Source organism: Hanstruepera marina, from assembly GCF_019880635.1.
Classification (GTDB): Bacteria; Bacteroidota; Bacteroidia; order Flavobacteriales; family Flavobacteriaceae; genus Hanstruepera; species Hanstruepera marina.
Window position 1 is genome coordinate 259061 of sequence record NZ_JAINVX010000001.1, and the last position, 17584, is coordinate 276644.

The 17584-nt window shown below is 34.3% G+C and carries 19 protein-coding genes and 1 tRNA gene; 16 read left to right on the forward strand and 4 right to left on the reverse strand.

What is annotated here, in order from left to right; translation table 11 throughout:
- Positions 1–3 precede the first annotated feature (3 nt).
- Positions 4–1230, forward strand: coding sequence for a M28 family peptidase (locus tag K7G76_RS01180; RefSeq protein ID WP_223032374.1), 1227 nt, complete (start codon positions 4–6; stop codon positions 1228–1230).
- Positions 1231–2223 (forward strand): tRNA dihydrouridine synthase DusB, encoded by a 993-nt coding sequence (gene dusB, locus K7G76_RS01185; RefSeq protein ID WP_223032375.1) that lies wholly within the window; start codon positions 1231–1233, stop codon positions 2221–2223.
- Here the strand turns inward: dusB and K7G76_RS01190 are convergent.
- Together K7G76_RS01190 and rbfA are read right to left on the reverse strand one after the other, a co-directional pair.
- The gene (locus K7G76_RS01190; protein ID WP_223032376.1) at positions 2220–3425 is read right to left on the reverse strand and encodes an ABC transporter permease; all 1206 of its coding nucleotides are present in this window, start codon (positions 3423–3425) and stop codon (positions 2220–2222) included. The two genes, dusB and K7G76_RS01190, sit on opposite strands and share 4 nt — an antisense overlap.
- On the reverse strand, positions 3426–3821 hold the full coding sequence (gene rbfA, locus K7G76_RS01195) for a 30S ribosome-binding factor RbfA (RefSeq protein WP_223032377.1): 396 nt from the start codon (positions 3819–3821) through the stop codon (positions 3426–3428). It lies immediately after the preceding gene.
- A gap of 67 nt (positions 3822–3888) precedes the next feature.
- Between rbfA and mce the strand changes: the two genes are divergently transcribed.
- The 4 genes from mce (at position 3889) to K7G76_RS01215 (ending at position 5611) form a co-directional block, all read left to right on the forward strand.
- Positions 3889–4293, forward strand: coding sequence for a methylmalonyl-CoA epimerase (gene mce / locus K7G76_RS01200; protein ID WP_223032378.1), 405 nt, complete (start codon positions 3889–3891; stop codon positions 4291–4293).
- Between the two features lie 78 nt (positions 4294–4371).
- Positions 4372–4445 (forward strand) — tRNA-Ile (locus K7G76_RS01205).
- A gap of 238 nt (positions 4446–4683) precedes the next feature.
- Positions 4684–5100, forward strand: coding sequence for a hypothetical protein (locus K7G76_RS01210; RefSeq protein ID WP_223032379.1), 417 nt, complete (start codon positions 4684–4686; stop codon positions 5098–5100).
- Positions 5101–5425: 325 nt separating this feature from the next.
- Entirely contained in the window at positions 5426–5611 is a 186-nt protein-coding gene (locus tag K7G76_RS01215) for a PID-CTERM protein-sorting domain-containing protein (RefSeq protein WP_255572894.1), read from the forward strand.
- Positions 5612–5619: 8 nt separating this feature from the next.
- On the opposite strand, the gene K7G76_RS01220 is transcribed toward K7G76_RS01215, so the two are convergent.
- Positions 5620–6210, reverse strand: a complete 591-nt coding sequence (locus K7G76_RS01220) for a riboflavin synthase (protein WP_223032381.1) — start codon at positions 6208–6210, stop codon at positions 5620–5622.
- Between the two features lie 60 nt (positions 6211–6270).
- Here K7G76_RS01220 and pdxA point away from each other — a divergent pair, with 60 nt between their 5' ends.
- From pdxA to K7G76_RS01270, 10 genes are all read left to right on the forward strand, one after another.
- Positions 6271–7317, forward strand: coding sequence for a 4-hydroxythreonine-4-phosphate dehydrogenase PdxA (pdxA, locus tag K7G76_RS01225; protein ID WP_223032382.1), 1047 nt, complete (start codon positions 6271–6273; stop codon positions 7315–7317).
- A gap of 73 nt (positions 7318–7390) precedes the next feature.
- Positions 7391–7933 (forward strand): YceD family protein, encoded by a 543-nt coding sequence (locus K7G76_RS01230; RefSeq protein ID WP_223032383.1) that lies wholly within the window; start codon positions 7391–7393, stop codon positions 7931–7933.
- 5 nt (positions 7934–7938) lie between these two features.
- Positions 7939–8142: a 50S ribosomal protein L32 gene (rpmF, locus tag K7G76_RS01235; RefSeq protein WP_103050696.1), complete on the forward strand. Its 204-nt coding sequence runs from the start codon at positions 7939–7941 to the stop codon at positions 8140–8142.
- A 177-nt stretch (positions 8143–8319) separates the two neighbouring features.
- A complete protein-coding gene (locus tag K7G76_RS01240; RefSeq protein ID WP_223032384.1) occupies positions 8320–9315 on the forward strand; it encodes a beta-ketoacyl-ACP synthase III in 996 nt (331 codons plus the stop codon).
- 37 nt (positions 9316–9352) lie between these two features.
- Complete coding sequence (gene accB, locus K7G76_RS01245; RefSeq protein WP_223032385.1) at positions 9353–9835, forward strand: acetyl-CoA carboxylase biotin carboxyl carrier protein; 483 nt, start codon at positions 9353–9355, stop codon at positions 9833–9835.
- A gap of 97 nt (positions 9836–9932) precedes the next feature.
- Complete coding sequence (accC, locus tag K7G76_RS01250) at positions 9933–11285, forward strand: acetyl-CoA carboxylase biotin carboxylase subunit (protein WP_223032386.1); 1353 nt, start codon at positions 9933–9935, stop codon at positions 11283–11285.
- Positions 11286–11540: 255 nt separating this feature from the next.
- A complete protein-coding gene (locus tag K7G76_RS01255; RefSeq protein ID WP_223032387.1) occupies positions 11541–14294 on the forward strand; it encodes a zinc-dependent metalloprotease in 2754 nt (917 codons plus the stop codon).
- A 79-nt stretch (positions 14295–14373) separates the two neighbouring features.
- A complete protein-coding gene (locus K7G76_RS01260; protein WP_223032388.1) occupies positions 14374–15489 on the forward strand; it encodes an NAD(P)/FAD-dependent oxidoreductase in 1116 nt (371 codons plus the stop codon).
- A 2-nt stretch (positions 15490–15491) separates the two neighbouring features.
- Positions 15492–16187 carry a monofunctional biosynthetic peptidoglycan transglycosylase gene (mtgA, locus tag K7G76_RS01265; protein ID WP_223032389.1) on the forward strand — a complete coding sequence of 232 codons (696 nt, stop codon included), beginning with the start codon at positions 15492–15494 and terminating at the stop codon, positions 16185–16187.
- Positions 16177–16638, forward strand: a complete 462-nt coding sequence (locus K7G76_RS01270) for a GreA/GreB family elongation factor (protein WP_223032390.1) — start codon at positions 16177–16179, stop codon at positions 16636–16638. The genes mtgA and K7G76_RS01270 overlap by 11 nt, the downstream gene beginning before the upstream one ends.
- Here K7G76_RS01270 and K7G76_RS01275 read toward each other — a convergent pair.
- Complete coding sequence (locus K7G76_RS01275; RefSeq protein WP_223032391.1) at positions 16631–17545, reverse strand: ABC transporter ATP-binding protein; 915 nt, start codon at positions 17543–17545, stop codon at positions 16631–16633. The genes K7G76_RS01270 and K7G76_RS01275 overlap by 8 nt on opposite strands.
- Positions 17546–17584: the final 39 nt, after the last annotated feature.

Below are 17584 nucleotides of genomic sequence, written 5' to 3' on the forward strand. Positions count from 1 at the left end.
ACCATGAAGAAAATATCGCTATTGGTTCTTTTTATAACGCTACTAGGTTGTAAGAAAGAGCATTTATATGAAAGTAAAATACTGGAAGATGTTACGTTTTTGGCTGATGACAAATTAGAAGGGCGCGAAACAGGAACAGTAGGTGAGCAAAAAGCTGCCGAATATATAGCGAAACGGTTTGCTGAAATGGGAATTGAACCTAAAGGAACTGAAAAGTATTATCAAGCTTTTAGCTTTAAACCTTCAAACGATCCTCATGGTGAAGTCGCCTTTACTAATGTTGCTGAAGATGGTACCGTAACAGGGACAAATGTTGTTGGATATATTAATAACAATGCTCAAAATACTGTAATTATTGGAGCACATTATGACCATTTAGGGTATGGCGGAGAAGGCTCTTTACATAAAGGTAAAAAAGCTATCCACAATGGTGCTGATGATAACGCGAGCGGTGTTGCCGTAATGCTAGATTTAGCTGGAAAACTTAAGGGTGTAAATACGGCAAACAACTATGTTTTTATTGCCTTTTCTGGCGAGGAAATGGGTCTTCTAGGCTCTAACTACTTCGTTAAAAATCCAACAATAGATACCAAAGCGGTGAGTTATATGATTAATATGGATATGGTTGGGCGTTTAAAGCAAGACAGCACATTGGCCGTTTATGGAACGGGAACATCACCGATATTTAAGCAGACATTAAGTTCGCACAATAACAACTTTAAACTAATTGAAAAAGAATCTGGTGTAGGCCCAAGTGACCATACATCATTTTATCTGGCCGATATACCAGTATTACATTTTTTTACAGGCCAGCATGAGGATTACCACAAACCAGGAGACGATTTTGATAAGCTGAATTATAAAGGGATGGCAACCATTTCAAACTACATTTTTCAAATTATATCCGATTTAAATGATAACGGCAAACTAGCTTTTAGAAAAACAAAAAATGAAAGCGAGGAGACGCCTCGGTTTAAGGTTGGTTTAGGTGTGGTTCCAGATTATTTATACGATGGTAAAGGTATGCGCATAGATGGTATAAGCGAAGATAAACCAGCGCAAAAAGCAGGATTAATAAAAGGTGATGTAGTCGTACAATTAGGTGATAGCGCTATTGTAGACATGATGAGTTATATGCGAGCCTTATCGGTTTTTGAGTCAGGAGATTCTACAGTTGTTCGTGTTGAACGTAAAAAGGACACATTAGATTTTACTTTAACCTTTAAATAATTGATAAAAATAGGCGACATAGAACTTCCTGATTTTCCATTGCTTTTAGCACCAATGGAAGATGTAAGCGACCCGCCGTTTCGTGCACTATGCAAAGAACAAGGTGCTGATGTCGTTTACACGGAGTTTGTTTCTAGTGAAGGACTCATTCGTAATGCAGCTAAAAGCGTTATGAAGTTGGATATTTATGAGAAAGAAAGACCCGTGGGTATTCAGATTTTTGGTGCAAATCTGGATAGTATGCTGCAAACTATCGATATTGTAGAAAAGTCTAATCCCGATATTATTGATATTAATTTTGGCTGTCCTGTAAAAAAGGTAGTAAGTAAAGGTGCTGGAGCAGGTATATTAAAAGATGTTTGTTTAATGGAAAGCCTAACGGCCGAAATGGTCAAACGTACGAACCTACCTGTTACAGTAAAAACACGCCTGGGTTGGGATCATGACTCCATAAAAATTGTTGAGGTTGCAGAGCGCTTGCAAGATGTGGGCTGTAAAGCAATCTCTATTCATGGACGTACACGCGCTCAAATGTATAAAGGTAGTGCCGACTGGAAGCCTATAGCTGAAGTGAAAAATAATCCTAGAATGCATATTCCAGTTTTTGGCAACGGTGATGTAGATTCTCCCGAACGCGCTATGGAAATGCGCGACAGCTATGGATTGGATGGATGTATGATAGGCAGAGCAACAATTGGAAATCCGTGGTTTTTTAAACAAGTGAAACATTATTTTAAAACAGGTGAACATTTAGCGCCAATTTCGTTAGCAGAACGCGTTGAGGCAGCTAGGCGTCATTTACAAATGGCAATAGATTGGAAAGGGGAGAAGTTAGGTGTTTTTGAAACCAGACGCCATTATACCAATTATTTTAAAGGTATTCCAAACTTTAAAGAATATAGAATGCGTATGGTGACCAGTGATGACTCAAAAGATGTCTTTAAGGCTTTTGACGATGTTCTTGAAAATTTCTCCGATTACCAATTTATCTAATTAGACACTAGGGTTTTGGTAATTCTTGACGAGGCAATTTTTGAAGCACCTATTCCTAAAACACTTATGGTTACAAACACTAAAGTTATATTTTCTATTTTTATTGAAACAGGATAAGGCAAAGATTGGGTAAGCATAACAAACCCAAAAGTTTTTTGTAGCCAAACCAATAACAGTGCAATTATTAACCCAACAGCCCCACCAATTAAAGTCATTAAACTACCTTGAAGAAAAAATATCCTTTTGATATCCTTAATAGTTGCTCCTAGATTAAATAAAGTGTGTAGTGTTTTTTTCTTGTCCAGTATCATCATAATAATTGAGCCCACAAGGTTAAAAAGCGCAATGATTAGAATCAGGGTAAATATTAAATAAACAGCTAAGTTTTCGGTGTTTAGCATTTTATGAAGCGCATCATTAAGTTCTGATTTGTTTTTTAAAACAATAGTATCACCTAGAACATTTTGTATAGCTTCACGGGTTTGATTTTCATCGGCATTTGGCACCAACTTAAATTCAATGGCTGAAATTTGATTACTGTTATAGTTTACTAAATGCTGCGCCATTTCAATAGGTGCGTAAATATATTTATCATTTAGAGTTTCGTTTACATCAAAAACACCAACATTTACAGCATTTACGGAATTAAAGGCTTTTTTAATATCTGTAATCTGTCCCCTTCCGGGTTTTGGTATGTATAAATCTACAGTTTTACCATAATCTAAAACACCAATAGACAATCGGTTGGCAATTCCCCAACCCGTAACAATTTGGTTGGTCTGATGGGACAGCCAACTCCCAATAGGAACAACAGAATCTATTCGCGTAACTTTTTCGTAATTAGAATCTACACCTTTTATAAACGCATTGGGATAGCTTTTACCATCAAAAGAGATAAAGACGCGCTCTTCCACAATTTTTGAAAATGAAACTATTTGTGGGATGTCATTTAAGGCTTTAATTTCGGTTTCAGAGAGGTTAAATGATTTGCCCATAGCAGATTCAGCCTTAAGATCCGGGTCGATTAAAGAAGTGAATTGCAACGTGAAATCTTTTAGCCCAGCAAATCCAGATAATACAACAAATAAAGATAACGCACCAATAATAACACTAAAAGCTGTTATAAGCGTAATAAAGTTTATAGCATTGTTACTGCTTTTTGAAAGCAAATAACGTTTAGCTATATATAAAGAGAAATTCAATTACGATTTTTTTCGTTTATCTAAAAGGTCAGGGTCATCAATTGGGTTGTCTGTGCCTTTTAGGGATTGCTCTATTTTGTCAATATATTCTAAAGAATCGTCAACAAAAAACTCCAAGTGAGGCATGCGTCTTAATTGATTTTTTGTACGCTGGGCTAGTTCGTGTCTAATTAAAGGGGCATTGGAACGAATACCAACTATTAGCTCTTGGGCCTTTTGGTTAGGAAAAATGCTTAGGTAAACTTTTGCCACAGACAAATCAACTGTAACTTTTACTTTAGAAACAGATATAAGAACGCCATGCATACCCCCTTGTGTGGCAGCTTTCTGTAGAATATCTACAAGGTCGTGCTGTAAAACCGATGCTATTTTCTTTTGTCTTTGACTTTCTTCCATGATGCAAAAATAACGGATATTTGAAGATTATCTTACTTTTGCAATCAAAATTCGTAACTTACTTATCATGAATAAGATTGAACATATTGGAATTGCAGTTAAAGATTTGAAAAACTCTAACGATTTATTCAAGAAATTGTTTGGAGAATCGCACTATAAAATAGAAGAGGTGGTAAGCGAAGGGGTGAACACCTCTTTTTTTAAGATTGGTGAAAACAAAATTGAACTTTTAGAAGGCACTAATCCAGACAGTCCAATTTCTAAATTTATAGAAAAACGAGGTGAGGGCATTCATCATATTGCATTTGATGTTGATGATATTGAATCTGAAATTAAAAGATTGGAAAACGAAGGATTTACAGTACTTAATAAAACCCCGAAACAAGGAGCAGACAACAAGTTGGTTACATTTTTGCACCCAAAGTCAACCAATGGTGTTTTAATCGAGTTGTGCCAAGATATAAAGAAATAAAAATTCTTGTAGAGTTTTAAAATATGTAGTAATATTGCACACTCTTTTAAGCAAGAGTGTATTAGCAAATAGCTAATAGGTCCTATAACTCAGTTGGTTAGAGTATCTGACTCATAATCAGAAAGTCCCTGGTTCGAGCCCAGGTGGGACCACTTCTTAAAGATTGTAAAGCCTTGATTGTCAAAAAGATATTCAAGGCTTTTTTGTTAATATCAAATAAATATAACACCTACATAAAATATTTGTTGGGTTTTTTTGGAGGCATCGAAAGAGTTGGAGAAACATTAGGTAAAATCTTGTCTTATGAGAGAATTGTATGTTATTTAACTAAAAGCCATATTTTTCTTTGCAGATAGAATTTTAACTAACAATTGATTAAAAAAAACAATTATGAGTAAAATATGGAATGCCTATAAGTATATTTATTACAGATTGTATAGTTTTAGTAAAAATAAAATAGGAGAGCGAGAATTGGCACCTTACAGCGCAATGTTTTTAATGTCTTTTTCATCGCTAGTAATTTTATTCATAATAAATGTTTCATTAATAATTTTTTTAAATATCGAAATCATAACTTCAAACAATGTAAGTATAATTGAAGTTGTAATAATTGCTTTAGTTTTACTTGCTATTCATTTTTTTCTGTTTATTCCAAATAAAAAGTATTTAAAAATCGAGAATGAATTTGTTAATGAATCTAAAAAATTGAGATTTAGAAATGGCGTATTTGTTCTCTTTTATCCTATTGGCTCTTTAGTGATTTATGCTATATTGCTTTTCTATTTAGCTAGTATAAATAGTATTTGAGTTATTTTAGGTTAATTCAAACTGTGAATAACATATCGACGATTAAGCTATAGTAATATTTTAAAACGCTTATTTAAGTTTTAATGAGAGTTATCACAATTTATTGATCCTTATAAAGTTTTTATAAAGACCATGATTACAATTATTTAAAACTTAAAAGGAAAATGTTATTTAAAAAAAATATATATTTGGATACGAATAGTATTAATAGCGAATTTAACAACAAAAATGCATTTAATCGATGTTTTTTACACTTAAAAGACATTAAGACTGTTTTTTTGTTTTGTTAAATCGCTTTTTTTTATACATTTACCGACCAATGAAAATGCAAAACAAAAAAATAGTTGCCTCAATCTTATTTTTGCTAATAAGCTTTGTTTGCGTTGCCCAAACTGGTCCACCACCACCACAGCCACCACCACCACCGGGATTACCTATTGATGGAGGTGTGATTTTCACTTTAATTTTAGGGTTATTTTATGGCGCTTTTAGAGTTTTAAAAGCAAAATAAGTATATCTTTAGTTATTAAGCTCAAACAGCTTTTTTACATATTTGCCCACAACATCAAATTCTAAATTTACAATACTGCCAATTTTTAAGTGTTTAAATGTAGTGTGTTCATAGGTGTAAGGAATAATAGCTACACTAAACATGTTTGTTTTTGAGTTTAATACAGTAAGACTAACGCCGTTTACGGTAATAGACCCTTTTTCAATGGTGATGTTATGAAGGGATTTATCGTAAGAAAACGTAAACAACCAACTTCCATTGGATGCTTCAATATGCTCACAAACAGCTGTCTGATCCACGTGACCCTGAACAATGTGCCCATCTAGCCTATCGCCTAATTTCATAGCCCGTTCTAAATTAATTGAGTCTCCAATAAGAAGACTATTTAAATTTGTTTTAGCTAAAGTTTCTTCAATTGCTGTTACAGTATATAATTTGTCTTTAATAGAAACGACAGTTAGGCATACTCCATTATGGGCAACACTTTGATCAATTTTAAGTTCAGGTGTAATATCCGACTCAATAGTTAGATGTACATTTGATTGGTCTTGAATCAATTCTTTTACTTTTCCAATAGTTTCAATTATTCCTGTAAACATCTGTTGAGATTATTTAGTTAAATTTGCGAAACAAAATTACAAACTTAAGTTACAATCTAAATGAAGAAAGACGAAAATGTTATTGTAGGTATTTCAATAGGAGATTTGAATGGTATTGGAGGCGAGATAATTTTAAAAACCCTTCAAGACAATAGAACACTTGAGCTTTTTACGCCTGTTATATTTGCTTCTGTAAAAACCATATCATTTTTGAAAAACCATTTTAAGTTTGATGTCTCTTTCAATGGAATTAATAAGTTAAGCGAAGTTATTCATGGTAAAATAAATGTATTTAACGCTTGGCAAGAACGCGTTGAAATTAATTTTGGCGAAGAAGATGTTAAAATGGGAGAACTCGCCATTAAGTCCTTAGAAAAAGCAACAAAAGCTTTAAAGGCAAATGAAATTGATGTTTTGGTTACTGCTCCAATTAACAAACACAACATACAGTCCGAAAAATTTAAATTTCCAGGCCATACCGATTATTTGACGCAAGAACTGGAAGGTGATAGTTTAATGTTTATGGTCTCTAACAACTTAAGGGTGGGTTTGTTAACGGACCATGTTCCTGTTAAAGATGTGGCTAATTACATTACAAAGGAACTTATTGATAAAAAAATTAATACAATTTATAATGCGCTTCAAGCCGATTTCAACATAAGAAGACCTAAAATTGCTGTTTTGGGCATAAATCCTCATACGGGTGATAATGGCGTAATCGGCAAAGAAGACGATGAGGTATTAAGACCAGCATTGCAAGCTTTAGTCGACAATGGCAAACTGGTATATGGGCCCTATGCAGCAGACAGTTTTTTTGGTTCAGAAAATTATAAAAATTTTGATGCTATTGTTGCGGCCTATCATGACCAAGGATTAATTCCGTTTAAGACACTTTCTTTTGGAAAAGGGGTAAATTACACTGCTGGTTTATCAAAAATCCGCACGTCTCCAGATCATGGTACAGCTTATGAAATTGCAGGAAAAGGTGAAGCTAACGAAAATTCGTTTAAAGAAGCAATTTTTTTAGCTATTCAACTTTACAATAACCGATTAGAAAACAAACGATTGAGTGAAAATCCTTTAAAAACAGGTCAAAAAAAGATATAAACAAAAAAATGTTTATAAGTAAGCATAAGCTAAAGAATATTTTATATATTTGCAGGCTCAAAATAGATGGAGAATGAAGGAATTGAAAACATTTACAATACCTTTTGTAGGGCTTAAAGAAGGAAAACATCAATTTGAGTATAAAATAGACAAAACGTTCTTTGATTTTTTTGATTATCAAGACTTTAATGACGCTTCACTAGAAGTCAAATTAGGGTTAAACAAAAAAACAACCTTGTTGGAACTGAACTTTGATATTTCTGGATATGTAAATGTACATTGCGATTTAACCAATGAACCCTACAATCAAGATGTAAAAAGTGATTTTGATTTAGTAGTTAAATTTGGTGAAGAATTTAATGATGAGGAAATAGATCTCTTGGTTTTGCCACATGGAGCATATGAAGTAAATATTCAGCAATATATTTATGAACTTATTGTTTTAGCTGTACCAGGTAAAAGAATTCATCCCGGAGTTGAAGATGGCACATTTGGTTCAGAAATACTTGATAAATTGGAAGAATTAAGTCCTAAAACGGATAAAATAAAAGATTCGGATTCTGAAACGGATCCAAGATGGAATACATTAAAGAAACTATTAACGGATAAACAATAATAAAAATGGCACATCCTAAAAGAAAAATCTCGAAAACAAGAAGAGATAAAAGAAGAACACATTACAAGGCAACTGCTCCGCAAATTGCAACGTGTCCTACTACAGGAGAAGCGCACTTATACCACAGAGCGCATTGGCATGAAGGAAAACTTTATTATAGAGGTCAAGTATTAATTGATAACTCTGAAGAGGTTGAAAATTTAGCATAAGTATTATGCATGCATATAATAAAACGCTCATTTATGGGCGTTTTTTTTATGATAAATTTTTAAGTAACGCAAAAACCACTTAATTTGCATTAAATTAGACTAGAATCTAGCTGGTTTTGTTGTTTTTCAAACGAAATCAGTGTTTTTTTACGATTTTAGTGAAATATTTATTTTAGTATGAGTAAAATCTCAGCGGCCATTACAGCTGTAGGTGGCTATGTACCAGAATATGTATTAACCAACCAAATTTTGGAAACTATGGTTGATACTAATGACGAATGGATAACTACAAGAACTGGTATAAAAGAAAGACGTATTTTAAAGGAAGATGGAAAAGGCACTTCATTCCTTGCCATTAATGCAGCAAACGACCTTATTAACAAAACAGGTTTAGACCCTAAAGAAATAGATTTGGTTATTGTTGCAACAGCTTCTCCAGATATGAAAGCTGCATCAACAGCGGCTTACACTGCAACTCAAATTGGAGCAACAAACGCTTTTTCTTTTGATTTGGAAGCGGCTTGTTCAAGCTTTTTGTTCGGTATGTCTACTGCTTCCAGCTATATTGAGTCTGGAAAATACAAGAAAATACTACTTATAGGTGCTGATAAAAACTCTTCATTTATAAACTATAAAGACAGGGCTACCTGTATAATTTTTGGGGATGGCGCTGGAGCCGTACTGTTTGAACCTAATGAAGAAGGTTTAGGGCTACAAGACGAATATTTGCGTAGCGATGGGGCAGGTAGAGAGTTTCTACAAGCAACATATGGAGGGTCGTCTTATCCATCAACACCTGAAGCTGTTGCTGAAGGCAAGCATTTTGTGTTTCAAGACGGAAAGACAGTATTTAAAAATGCCGTATTTAATATGGCAGATGTTGCCGATAAGATAATGGGTCGTAATAATCTTTCAAAAGATGATGTAGCTTGGTTGGTAGCGCACCAAGCGAACAAACGTATTATTGATGCTACGGCGAACAGAATGGGTTTAGATGAGAAAAAAGTAATGATGAATATAGAAAAGTACGGCAATACAACATCTGCAACCTTACCTTTATTACTCAACGATTATGAATCTCAATTAAAAAAAGGCGATAATCTTATTTTTGCTGCTTTTGGTGGCGGATTTACTTGGGGTTCTATATATTTAAAATGGGCATATAATTCCTAACTAACAAACACTAACAATTTCTAAAAATTGAATTATTATGGATTTAAAAGATATTCAAAATTTAATAAAATTTGTTGCTAAATCTGGCGCAAGTGAAGTCAAGTTAGAAACTGACGATATTAAAATTACCATCAGAACGGGTAGTGATGAAAAAGAAACTACAACATTTGTTCAGCAAGTTCCTGTTAATGCACCGGTTGCCCAAGCTCAAGCAGCGCCTGCTCCAGTTGCACAAGCAACACCAGCAGCTGAAACACCAGCAGCATCTGATGATTCAAAATACATTACCGTTAAATCACCTATAATTGGGACGCTTTACCGTAAACCTTCTCCTGACAAACCTGTGTTTGTAGAAGTTGGTCAAACCGTTAAAGAAGGAGATGTGCTTTGTATAATTGAGGCCATGAAGCTATTTAACGAAATTGAATCTGAAGTTTCAGGTAAGATTGTTAAAGTATTGGTAGACGATTCGTCACCAGTAGAATTCGATCAGCCACTTTTCTTAATAGACCCGTCATAACCATTTAAAGATTCCAATTCTTATCCCAAATTTTAGGCCAAAAATCCTACTTACGGAGTTTGGAACTTGGAATTTGAAATTTTTAATACAGCAAGTTATGTTTAAAAAAATATTAATAGCCAATAGAGGGGAAATAGCTTTAAGAGTTATTAGAACCTGTAAAGAAATGGGTATAAAAACCGTAGCGGTTTACTCAACAGCAGATGCCGAAAGCCTTCATGTAAAGTTTGCAGATGAAGCGGTTTGTATTGGTCCTGCGCCAAGTAGTGAGTCGTATTTAAAAATGTCGAATGTTATAGCTGCCGCAGAAATTACTAATGCGGATGCTGTTCATCCAGGCTACGGGTTTTTATCAGAAAATGCCAAGTTTTCAAAAATCTGTGAAGAGCACGGTATAAAGTTTATTGGAGCATCAGAAGAAATGATCTCCAAAATGGGAGACAAAGCAACTGCTAAAGCTACTATGAAGGCTGCAGGAGTGCCTTGTGTACCAGGAAGCGATGGAATCATAGCTGATTTTGAAGAGTGTGAAAAATTAGCTGTCGAGGTAGGTTATCCAGTGATGTTAAAAGCTACTGCTGGAGGTGGTGGAAAAGGAATGCGCGCTGTTTGGAAACCAGAAAATTTAAAAGCCGCTTGGGATTCAGCAAGACAAGAATCTAAAGCCGCATTTGGGAATGATGATATGTATATGGAAAAACTTATTGAAGAGCCAAGACATATTGAAATTCAGATTGTAGGCGATTCAACCGGTAGAGCATGTCACTTATCTGAAAGAGATTGCTCGGTACAGCGTAGGCATCAAAAACTAACGGAAGAGGTGCCATCACCATTTATGACAGATGAACTTCGCGAAAAAATGGGTTTAGCAGCGGTAAAAGCCGCCGAATACATTAAATACGAAGGTGCTGGGACAGTAGAATTTTTAGTTGATAAGCACAGGAACTTCTACTTTATGGAAATGAATACGCGTATTCAAGTAGAGCACCCAATTACAGAACAAGTTATTGATTTTGATTTAATTAGAGAGCAAATTTTAGTTGCAGCAGGTGTGCCTATTTCGGGTAAAAACTATACGCCTAATTTACATTCCATTGAATGTAGAATTAATGCAGAAGATCCTTTTAACGATTTTAGGCCTTCTCCTGGACGCATTACAACATTACATGCGCCAGGTGGACATGGTGTTCGTTTAGATACGCATGTTTATGCAGGTTACATGATACCGCCTAATTATGATTCAATGATTGCAAAACTTATTACTACTGCTCAAACAAGAGAAGAAGCAATAAATAAAATGAAACGTGCTCTAGATGAGTTTGTTATAGAAGGAGTGAAAACAACTATTCCATTTCACAGACAACTCATGGAAAACCCAGACTATTTAGCAGGTAATTATACCACAAAGTTCATGGAAGATTTTGTGATTGAACAATCACAAGAAGAATAAAAAAAGCCCCTAATATTAGGGGCTTTTTTTATTTAAACTCCTATACTGTTTATTGTTTGAGGAACTCTATCATTACTAAAGCTAATAGAAATAAAATATTTGTCTTTATAAGCAATGAAGCTTAAAGAACAGATTAAATAGATCTAAATTTTCATATTATTAAAATATATAATTTGTTTTAGACTTTAATTCTTGTTAATTAAGGCATCAAGCATTATTTTTATAGCACATTATTAACAAACACCTTAATCAGTTATGAAAAAGAAATACATTAGAGCTTTGTCAGCTTTAGCGTTACTGTTAGTTTTCACTACGTTGAGTTTTTCTCAAAACAGAGAAAGCTTGTGGACTAAAACCTCAAAAGAACGTTTTGTAAACGCTAAACTAGTTGAACGAAAAGCTATTCCGCAACAAGCCCAATTTTATGAGTTAAATTTAGAGCTGTTGAAACAAGAGCTAACAAATGCTCCTAATAGAGAGGTTTCAAATGAGCTATCAAACTTAATTTTAGATTTCCCTGATTCAGATGGAAAGTTGGAATCGTTTAGAATTAAAGAAGCTTCAATACTGGCTCCAGAACTACAACGGCAAGTACCAAATATTAGATCTTACGTAGGAGTAAGTGTTGAAAACCCTTCTACAGTTATCCGTTTTAGTGTAACACCTCAAGGCTTGCATACTATGACGCTTTCTTCAGAAAAAGGCACGCAATATATCGATCCTTATGTAAAAAACACTAATGTGTATGCTGTTTATTCACGTAAAGACTTGCCTATTGAAAACAAGAGCTTTGAATGTCAGTTTGAAGAAGAAGGGTTACAAATTGATATTCCAAACGTTAGTGAATCTGAATTCAGAAATGCAAATGATGGTAAGATGAGAAATTTCAGATTGGCTCTAGCTTGTACTGTAGAATATGCTGAGTTTCATTGGACAGCAGCAGGTTTAACAATAGCAACACCTATTGCAGAACGTAAGAATGCTGTATTGGCGGCTATGGTAGTTACTATGACTCGTGTTAATGCTTTGTATGAAAGAGAGTTGTCATTAAACATGACGATAATACCTAACAATTTGGATATTATATATATAACAACTGATCCTTATACAAATGATAATGGCGGTATGATGCTTGGTCAAAACCAAACCAATTTAGATAATGTAATTGGATCTGCAAACTACGATATTGGACATGTATTTAGTACAGGAGGAGGAGGAGTAGCAACCTTAAACTCACCTTGTTTAACAGGGTCTAAAGCCAGAGGAGTAACAGGGTTGCCAGCACCAGTAGGTGATATTTTTGATTATGAATATGTTGCGCATGAAATGGGCCACCAATATGGGTCACCTCACACATGGAATTCTGATGTCAATAACGGGTCTTGCCCCCTTAGCCAAAGATCATCTGCAGATGCCTATGAGCCAGGTAGCGGTTCTACTATTATGGGCTATGCAGGATTATGTGGCGACCAGAACGTTCAAACATTTACTGATATTTATTTTCATCAAAGAAGTATACAAAGAATTTGGTTTAATCTTATAAGCGGAAACAGTCAATGTGGAGATCAAACAGATACAGGAAATTCTGCCCCAACTGCTGATGCTGGAGCGGATTATGTAATTCCAAGGTTGACACCTTATAAATTAACAGGCTCTGCTACTGATTCAGATGGAACAGGTTCATTAACATACACATGGGAACAATTTGATTTGGGTTCTGCAGGTGTGCCAACAGAATCGACATCATCTGGCCCACTTGTTCGTTCATTTGAAGGGACATCGAACCCAGTAAGATATGTGCCAAACCTTCCTGATTTGATGGATAGTAATGGTTCGACAGATTGGGAAAAATTACCAGGAACGTCGAGAAGTATGAATTTTCAATTAACAGTTCGAGACAATGATGCTCGCGGTGGTCAATCAGATTCTGACGCTATGTTAATTGATGTTGCAGCAGCAGCAGGACCATTTATGGTTACTTCTCAAGCTGTAGCAAATTCAATTGTATGGACTCCTGGAGAAACGGAAACTATAACTTGGAATGTAGCTGGGACAACAGGATTGGGTGTTAATACTGCCAATGTTAATATTCTATTATCTACAGACGAAGGACAAACTTTTGATACTGTTTTAGCCTCTAATGTACCTAATGATGGTAGTCATGATATTAGCGTGCCTAATGTAACAGCTCCATATTGTAGAGTAATGGTAGAGGCTGTTGGCAACATTTTCTTTTCGGTAAATGAACAATTCTTTGCTGTTGGAGACTATACTTATGGGCCAATTGATCAGTGTACTGACTATACATTTAACGCTGGAATTACTATTCCAGAAAGTGACACCCAATATTCTGGGTGGTTATTGACTATTAATGATTCTTTTACAATTACAGATTTAAACGTTAATGTAGACATTACCCATAATGATAATGCGGATTTATATTATGGAATTAGAGCACCTTTTCAAGCGGACGGTGTTGAACGCCTAGCTTCTGGTATATGTCCTGGAAGTGCAGACGTGAATTTAACTTTTGATGACGAAGGTAATGCCGTAGATTGTGGTAATACAACTAGTGGCGCAGATACTTTACCATTAGACCCGTTAAGCTTTGCAGATGGTCAAAATTCTGATGGGCAGTGGATATTTTTTGCAACCGACATAAATGTAGGGGACGGTAATCAAGCAACATGGAATACGATTACGTTAACCTTATGCCAAAGTGGTACTGGACCAATTTTAAGTGTAGACGAAATTAGTTTAGAAGATACTTTTTTTGTTTATCCTAATCCAAACAATGGACAATTTACAATTAAGCTAAAGTCTAATTCAGGAAAGGATATTAATGTTGAAGTGTTTGATATTAGAGGGCGTTCTATACTGAATCAATCTTATAGAAATACCGGTGATTTTAATCAAACTATAAGTTTAGATAATGCACAATCTGGTATGTACTTATTAAACATAAATGATGGTGATAAAAAAGTAACCAAGAAAATTATAGTAAACTAACTGCTATTTAATCTTTATAAAGCTCCTAATTTCTAGGAGCTTTTTTTATTACATTTAATGAGTTAATAAATACAAAGATGTGAGTTTATCCTATTGGGAAATAAAATCTTGGCTTACCAATGTTGATTATACTATAGTTGGAAGTGGCATAGTGGGTTTAAATTGTGCCCTTCAATTAAAAAAAAACAATCCAAAAGCCAGGGTATTGGTATTGGAACGCGGCGTGTTACCTCAAGGCGCTAGCACTAAAAATGCTGGATTTGCCTGTTTTGGTAGTGTAAGTGAGATACTTGATGACCTTAAATCACATACTGAAGATGAGGTTTTTAATCTTGTAAGAAAACGAAAAGAAGGACTTGATTTGTTGCGGCACAACCTATCGGATACTAATATTGATTATAAACAGTATGGAGGGTATGAATTGTTCAATAATAATGATCAAGAGCTCTATGAAATTTGCTTATTAAAAAAAGATTACGTTAATAGCTTGTTGGATCCAATTTTCCAAGAACCTGTTTATAGTTTACAGCCCAATCATTTTAAGTTTAAAAGTATAAAGTCAAACTATATTTATAATCAGTTTGAAGGCCAAATCAATACTGGAAAGATGATGGAGGCTCTACTTTTCAAGGTTCAGTCTAAAGGAATTAAAATTTTAAACAACATAACAGTTGAAAATTATTTAGAAACAAATACCCAAGTTGAAATACAGACAAATCACTTTACTTTTAAAACAAAAAAACTCTGTATTGCCACCAATGGATTTGCAAAACAACTTTTAAATGAAGCCGTTAAACCTGCTAGGGCACAAGTTTTAATTACCAAGCCTATTAAAGGCTTGCATATAAAAGGAACATTTCATTTAGACGAAGGCTATTATTACTTCAGAAATATTGACAATAGAATATTGCTGGGCGGTGGTAGAAATTTGGATTTTGCAGGTGAGGAAACCACTGTAATGGCTGAAACTGATTTAATTCAAAACAAACTAGAAAAGCTTTTAAAAACAACCATTCTACCGAGTACTTCTTTTGAAATCGAGCACAGATGGAGTGGTGTTATGGGAGTGGGTAATCAGAAAAAACCCATTGTAAAACAAATTAGTAATCATGTGTTTTGTGGTGTTAGATTAGGAGGTATGGGTGTTGCTATTGGTAGCTCTGTTGGAATTGATTTAGCAAATTTAGTAGGTTAAGAATGGGAAGACTATTTAGATTTATTTGGAGGTTTTTTTTAGGATTAATTCTACTCTCTCTTTTTCTTGTTTTTCTGTATAAATGGGTTCCAGTAAAAATAACACCTTTAATGATTATTAGAAGTGTTGAAAATTATCAAAGAGGTGATAAAATCAGCATTTATCACGATTGGGAACCACTAGAAAATATATCTAAAAATTTACAGTTAGCGGTTATTTGTAGTGAAGATCAAAACTTCTTGACTCATAATGGTTTTGATTTAAAGGCTATTGAAAAAGCAATTGAAAACAACAAAAAAGGAAAGCGGATAAAAGGAGGAAGTACTATTAGTCAACAAACTGCTAAAAATGTTTTTTTATGGCCAGAACGTTCTTGGTTAAGGAAAGGCCTTGAGGTTTATTTTACATTTTTAATTGAACATATTTGGGGTAAAGAACGTATTATGGAAGTGTATTTAAACAGTATTGAAATGGGCAAAGATGTTTATGGAGCAGAAGCCGCATCACAATATTGGTTTAAAAAATCAGCCTCGATATTATCGGCTTCAGAGGCCGCGGCAATAGCTGCTATATTGCCTAATCCAAGAAAATATAAAGCAAGACCTACATCGCGTTATATTCAAGGGCGAGTGAACTGGGTTGTCAGACAAATGGGATATTTTGGAAAACTAAATTATGGGATAAACCATGTCAAATAGTTTAGAAATCAAGACAAAATTACTTGAACAATGCAATGTGTTTTGTCAAGCCAAGCTAAAAACGATTCAATTTCAAATAGAAGAAATAAATAAGGCCTTAACCAACGAAACAAAAAGCAGTGCTGGTGATAAACATGAAACAGGGCGAGCTATGTTGCAATTGGAACGTGAAAAGCTAGGAACTCAATTAGCTGAACAACAAAAGCTTCAAAAAGTTCTTTCAAGAATACAGATTAACAAAACCTCCCAGGTTATTGGTTTGGGCAGTGTGGTTTATACTACTCAAGCCAATTATTTTTTAGCAATAAGCGCAGGAGAATTACAGGTAAAAGGAACTGTTTATTATGGAATTTCTATTCAAACACCAATAGGCAAACTATTGCTTGGCAAAACAACTGGCTGTGAAGTTGAGTTTAGGGAAGAAATATTTACAATCGAAAAGGTTACCTAAATATTTCAAGAAAAACTTTAGATTGATTTTCTAATTTTGAATTGTGATTAAAAAACATGGTTTCACCATTTAATTCTGCTTCAATTAAATAGTAATTACCTTTAAAATAACTGTTGCTTATCACTACCTCAATATCAGAATTCCCAACCACTTTCAGTTGATGAGCATAAACAATACCATAAGGTTCAAGGGTACTGTATTCACCAAAAAAAGCAGCAATTAAAGACTGTCTTGGATTTTCATAAAGCGTTTCAGGCGTTTTGTTTGCAATTATTTTAGAATCATTTAAAACGATTATGTTGTCTGAATATCCCAAAACATCTTCTTTATCGTGAGTGGCTACCACACAAGTAATTTTTTTTTGTTTTAAGTATTTAAAGAGCCGTCGTCTTAAATGGTGTTTTTTAAAATTGTCAATATGACTGAAAGGCTCATCCAGTAAGATCAATTCGGGGTCTTTAGCTAAAGCCCTGGCTAAAGCAACACGCTGCTTTTGCCCACCACTTAACAATTTTACTTTGATTTTAGCAAAGTCCGTTAGTTCTACTACATCAAGAAGTTCAGATATTCGCTCTTCTTTTTCTTCGGGGAAGAAATTAGACAAAAACTGACCAACATTTTCAGAAACACTAGTAAAAGGCATTAAGTCGAATTCTTGAGCGACATATTTAATAAAATCATAACCAATGACAAGATTATATTTTGGGCCTAGAATTTCAGTTTTATTCCAAAAAATTTGGCCCTTATTTAAATCATGCTCGCCATAGATAAGTTTTAATAAAGTGCTTTTTCCAGAACCACTTGCACCTATAATAGAAACATGCTCGCCTTTTTCTATCGAAAAATTAAGATTTTTTAAAACGGGCTTACTGGTATAAGCAAACGTTAAATTTTTTACATGAAGCATTATGCAAAAATAAGGCAAAAAAAATTCGCTCAAATAATG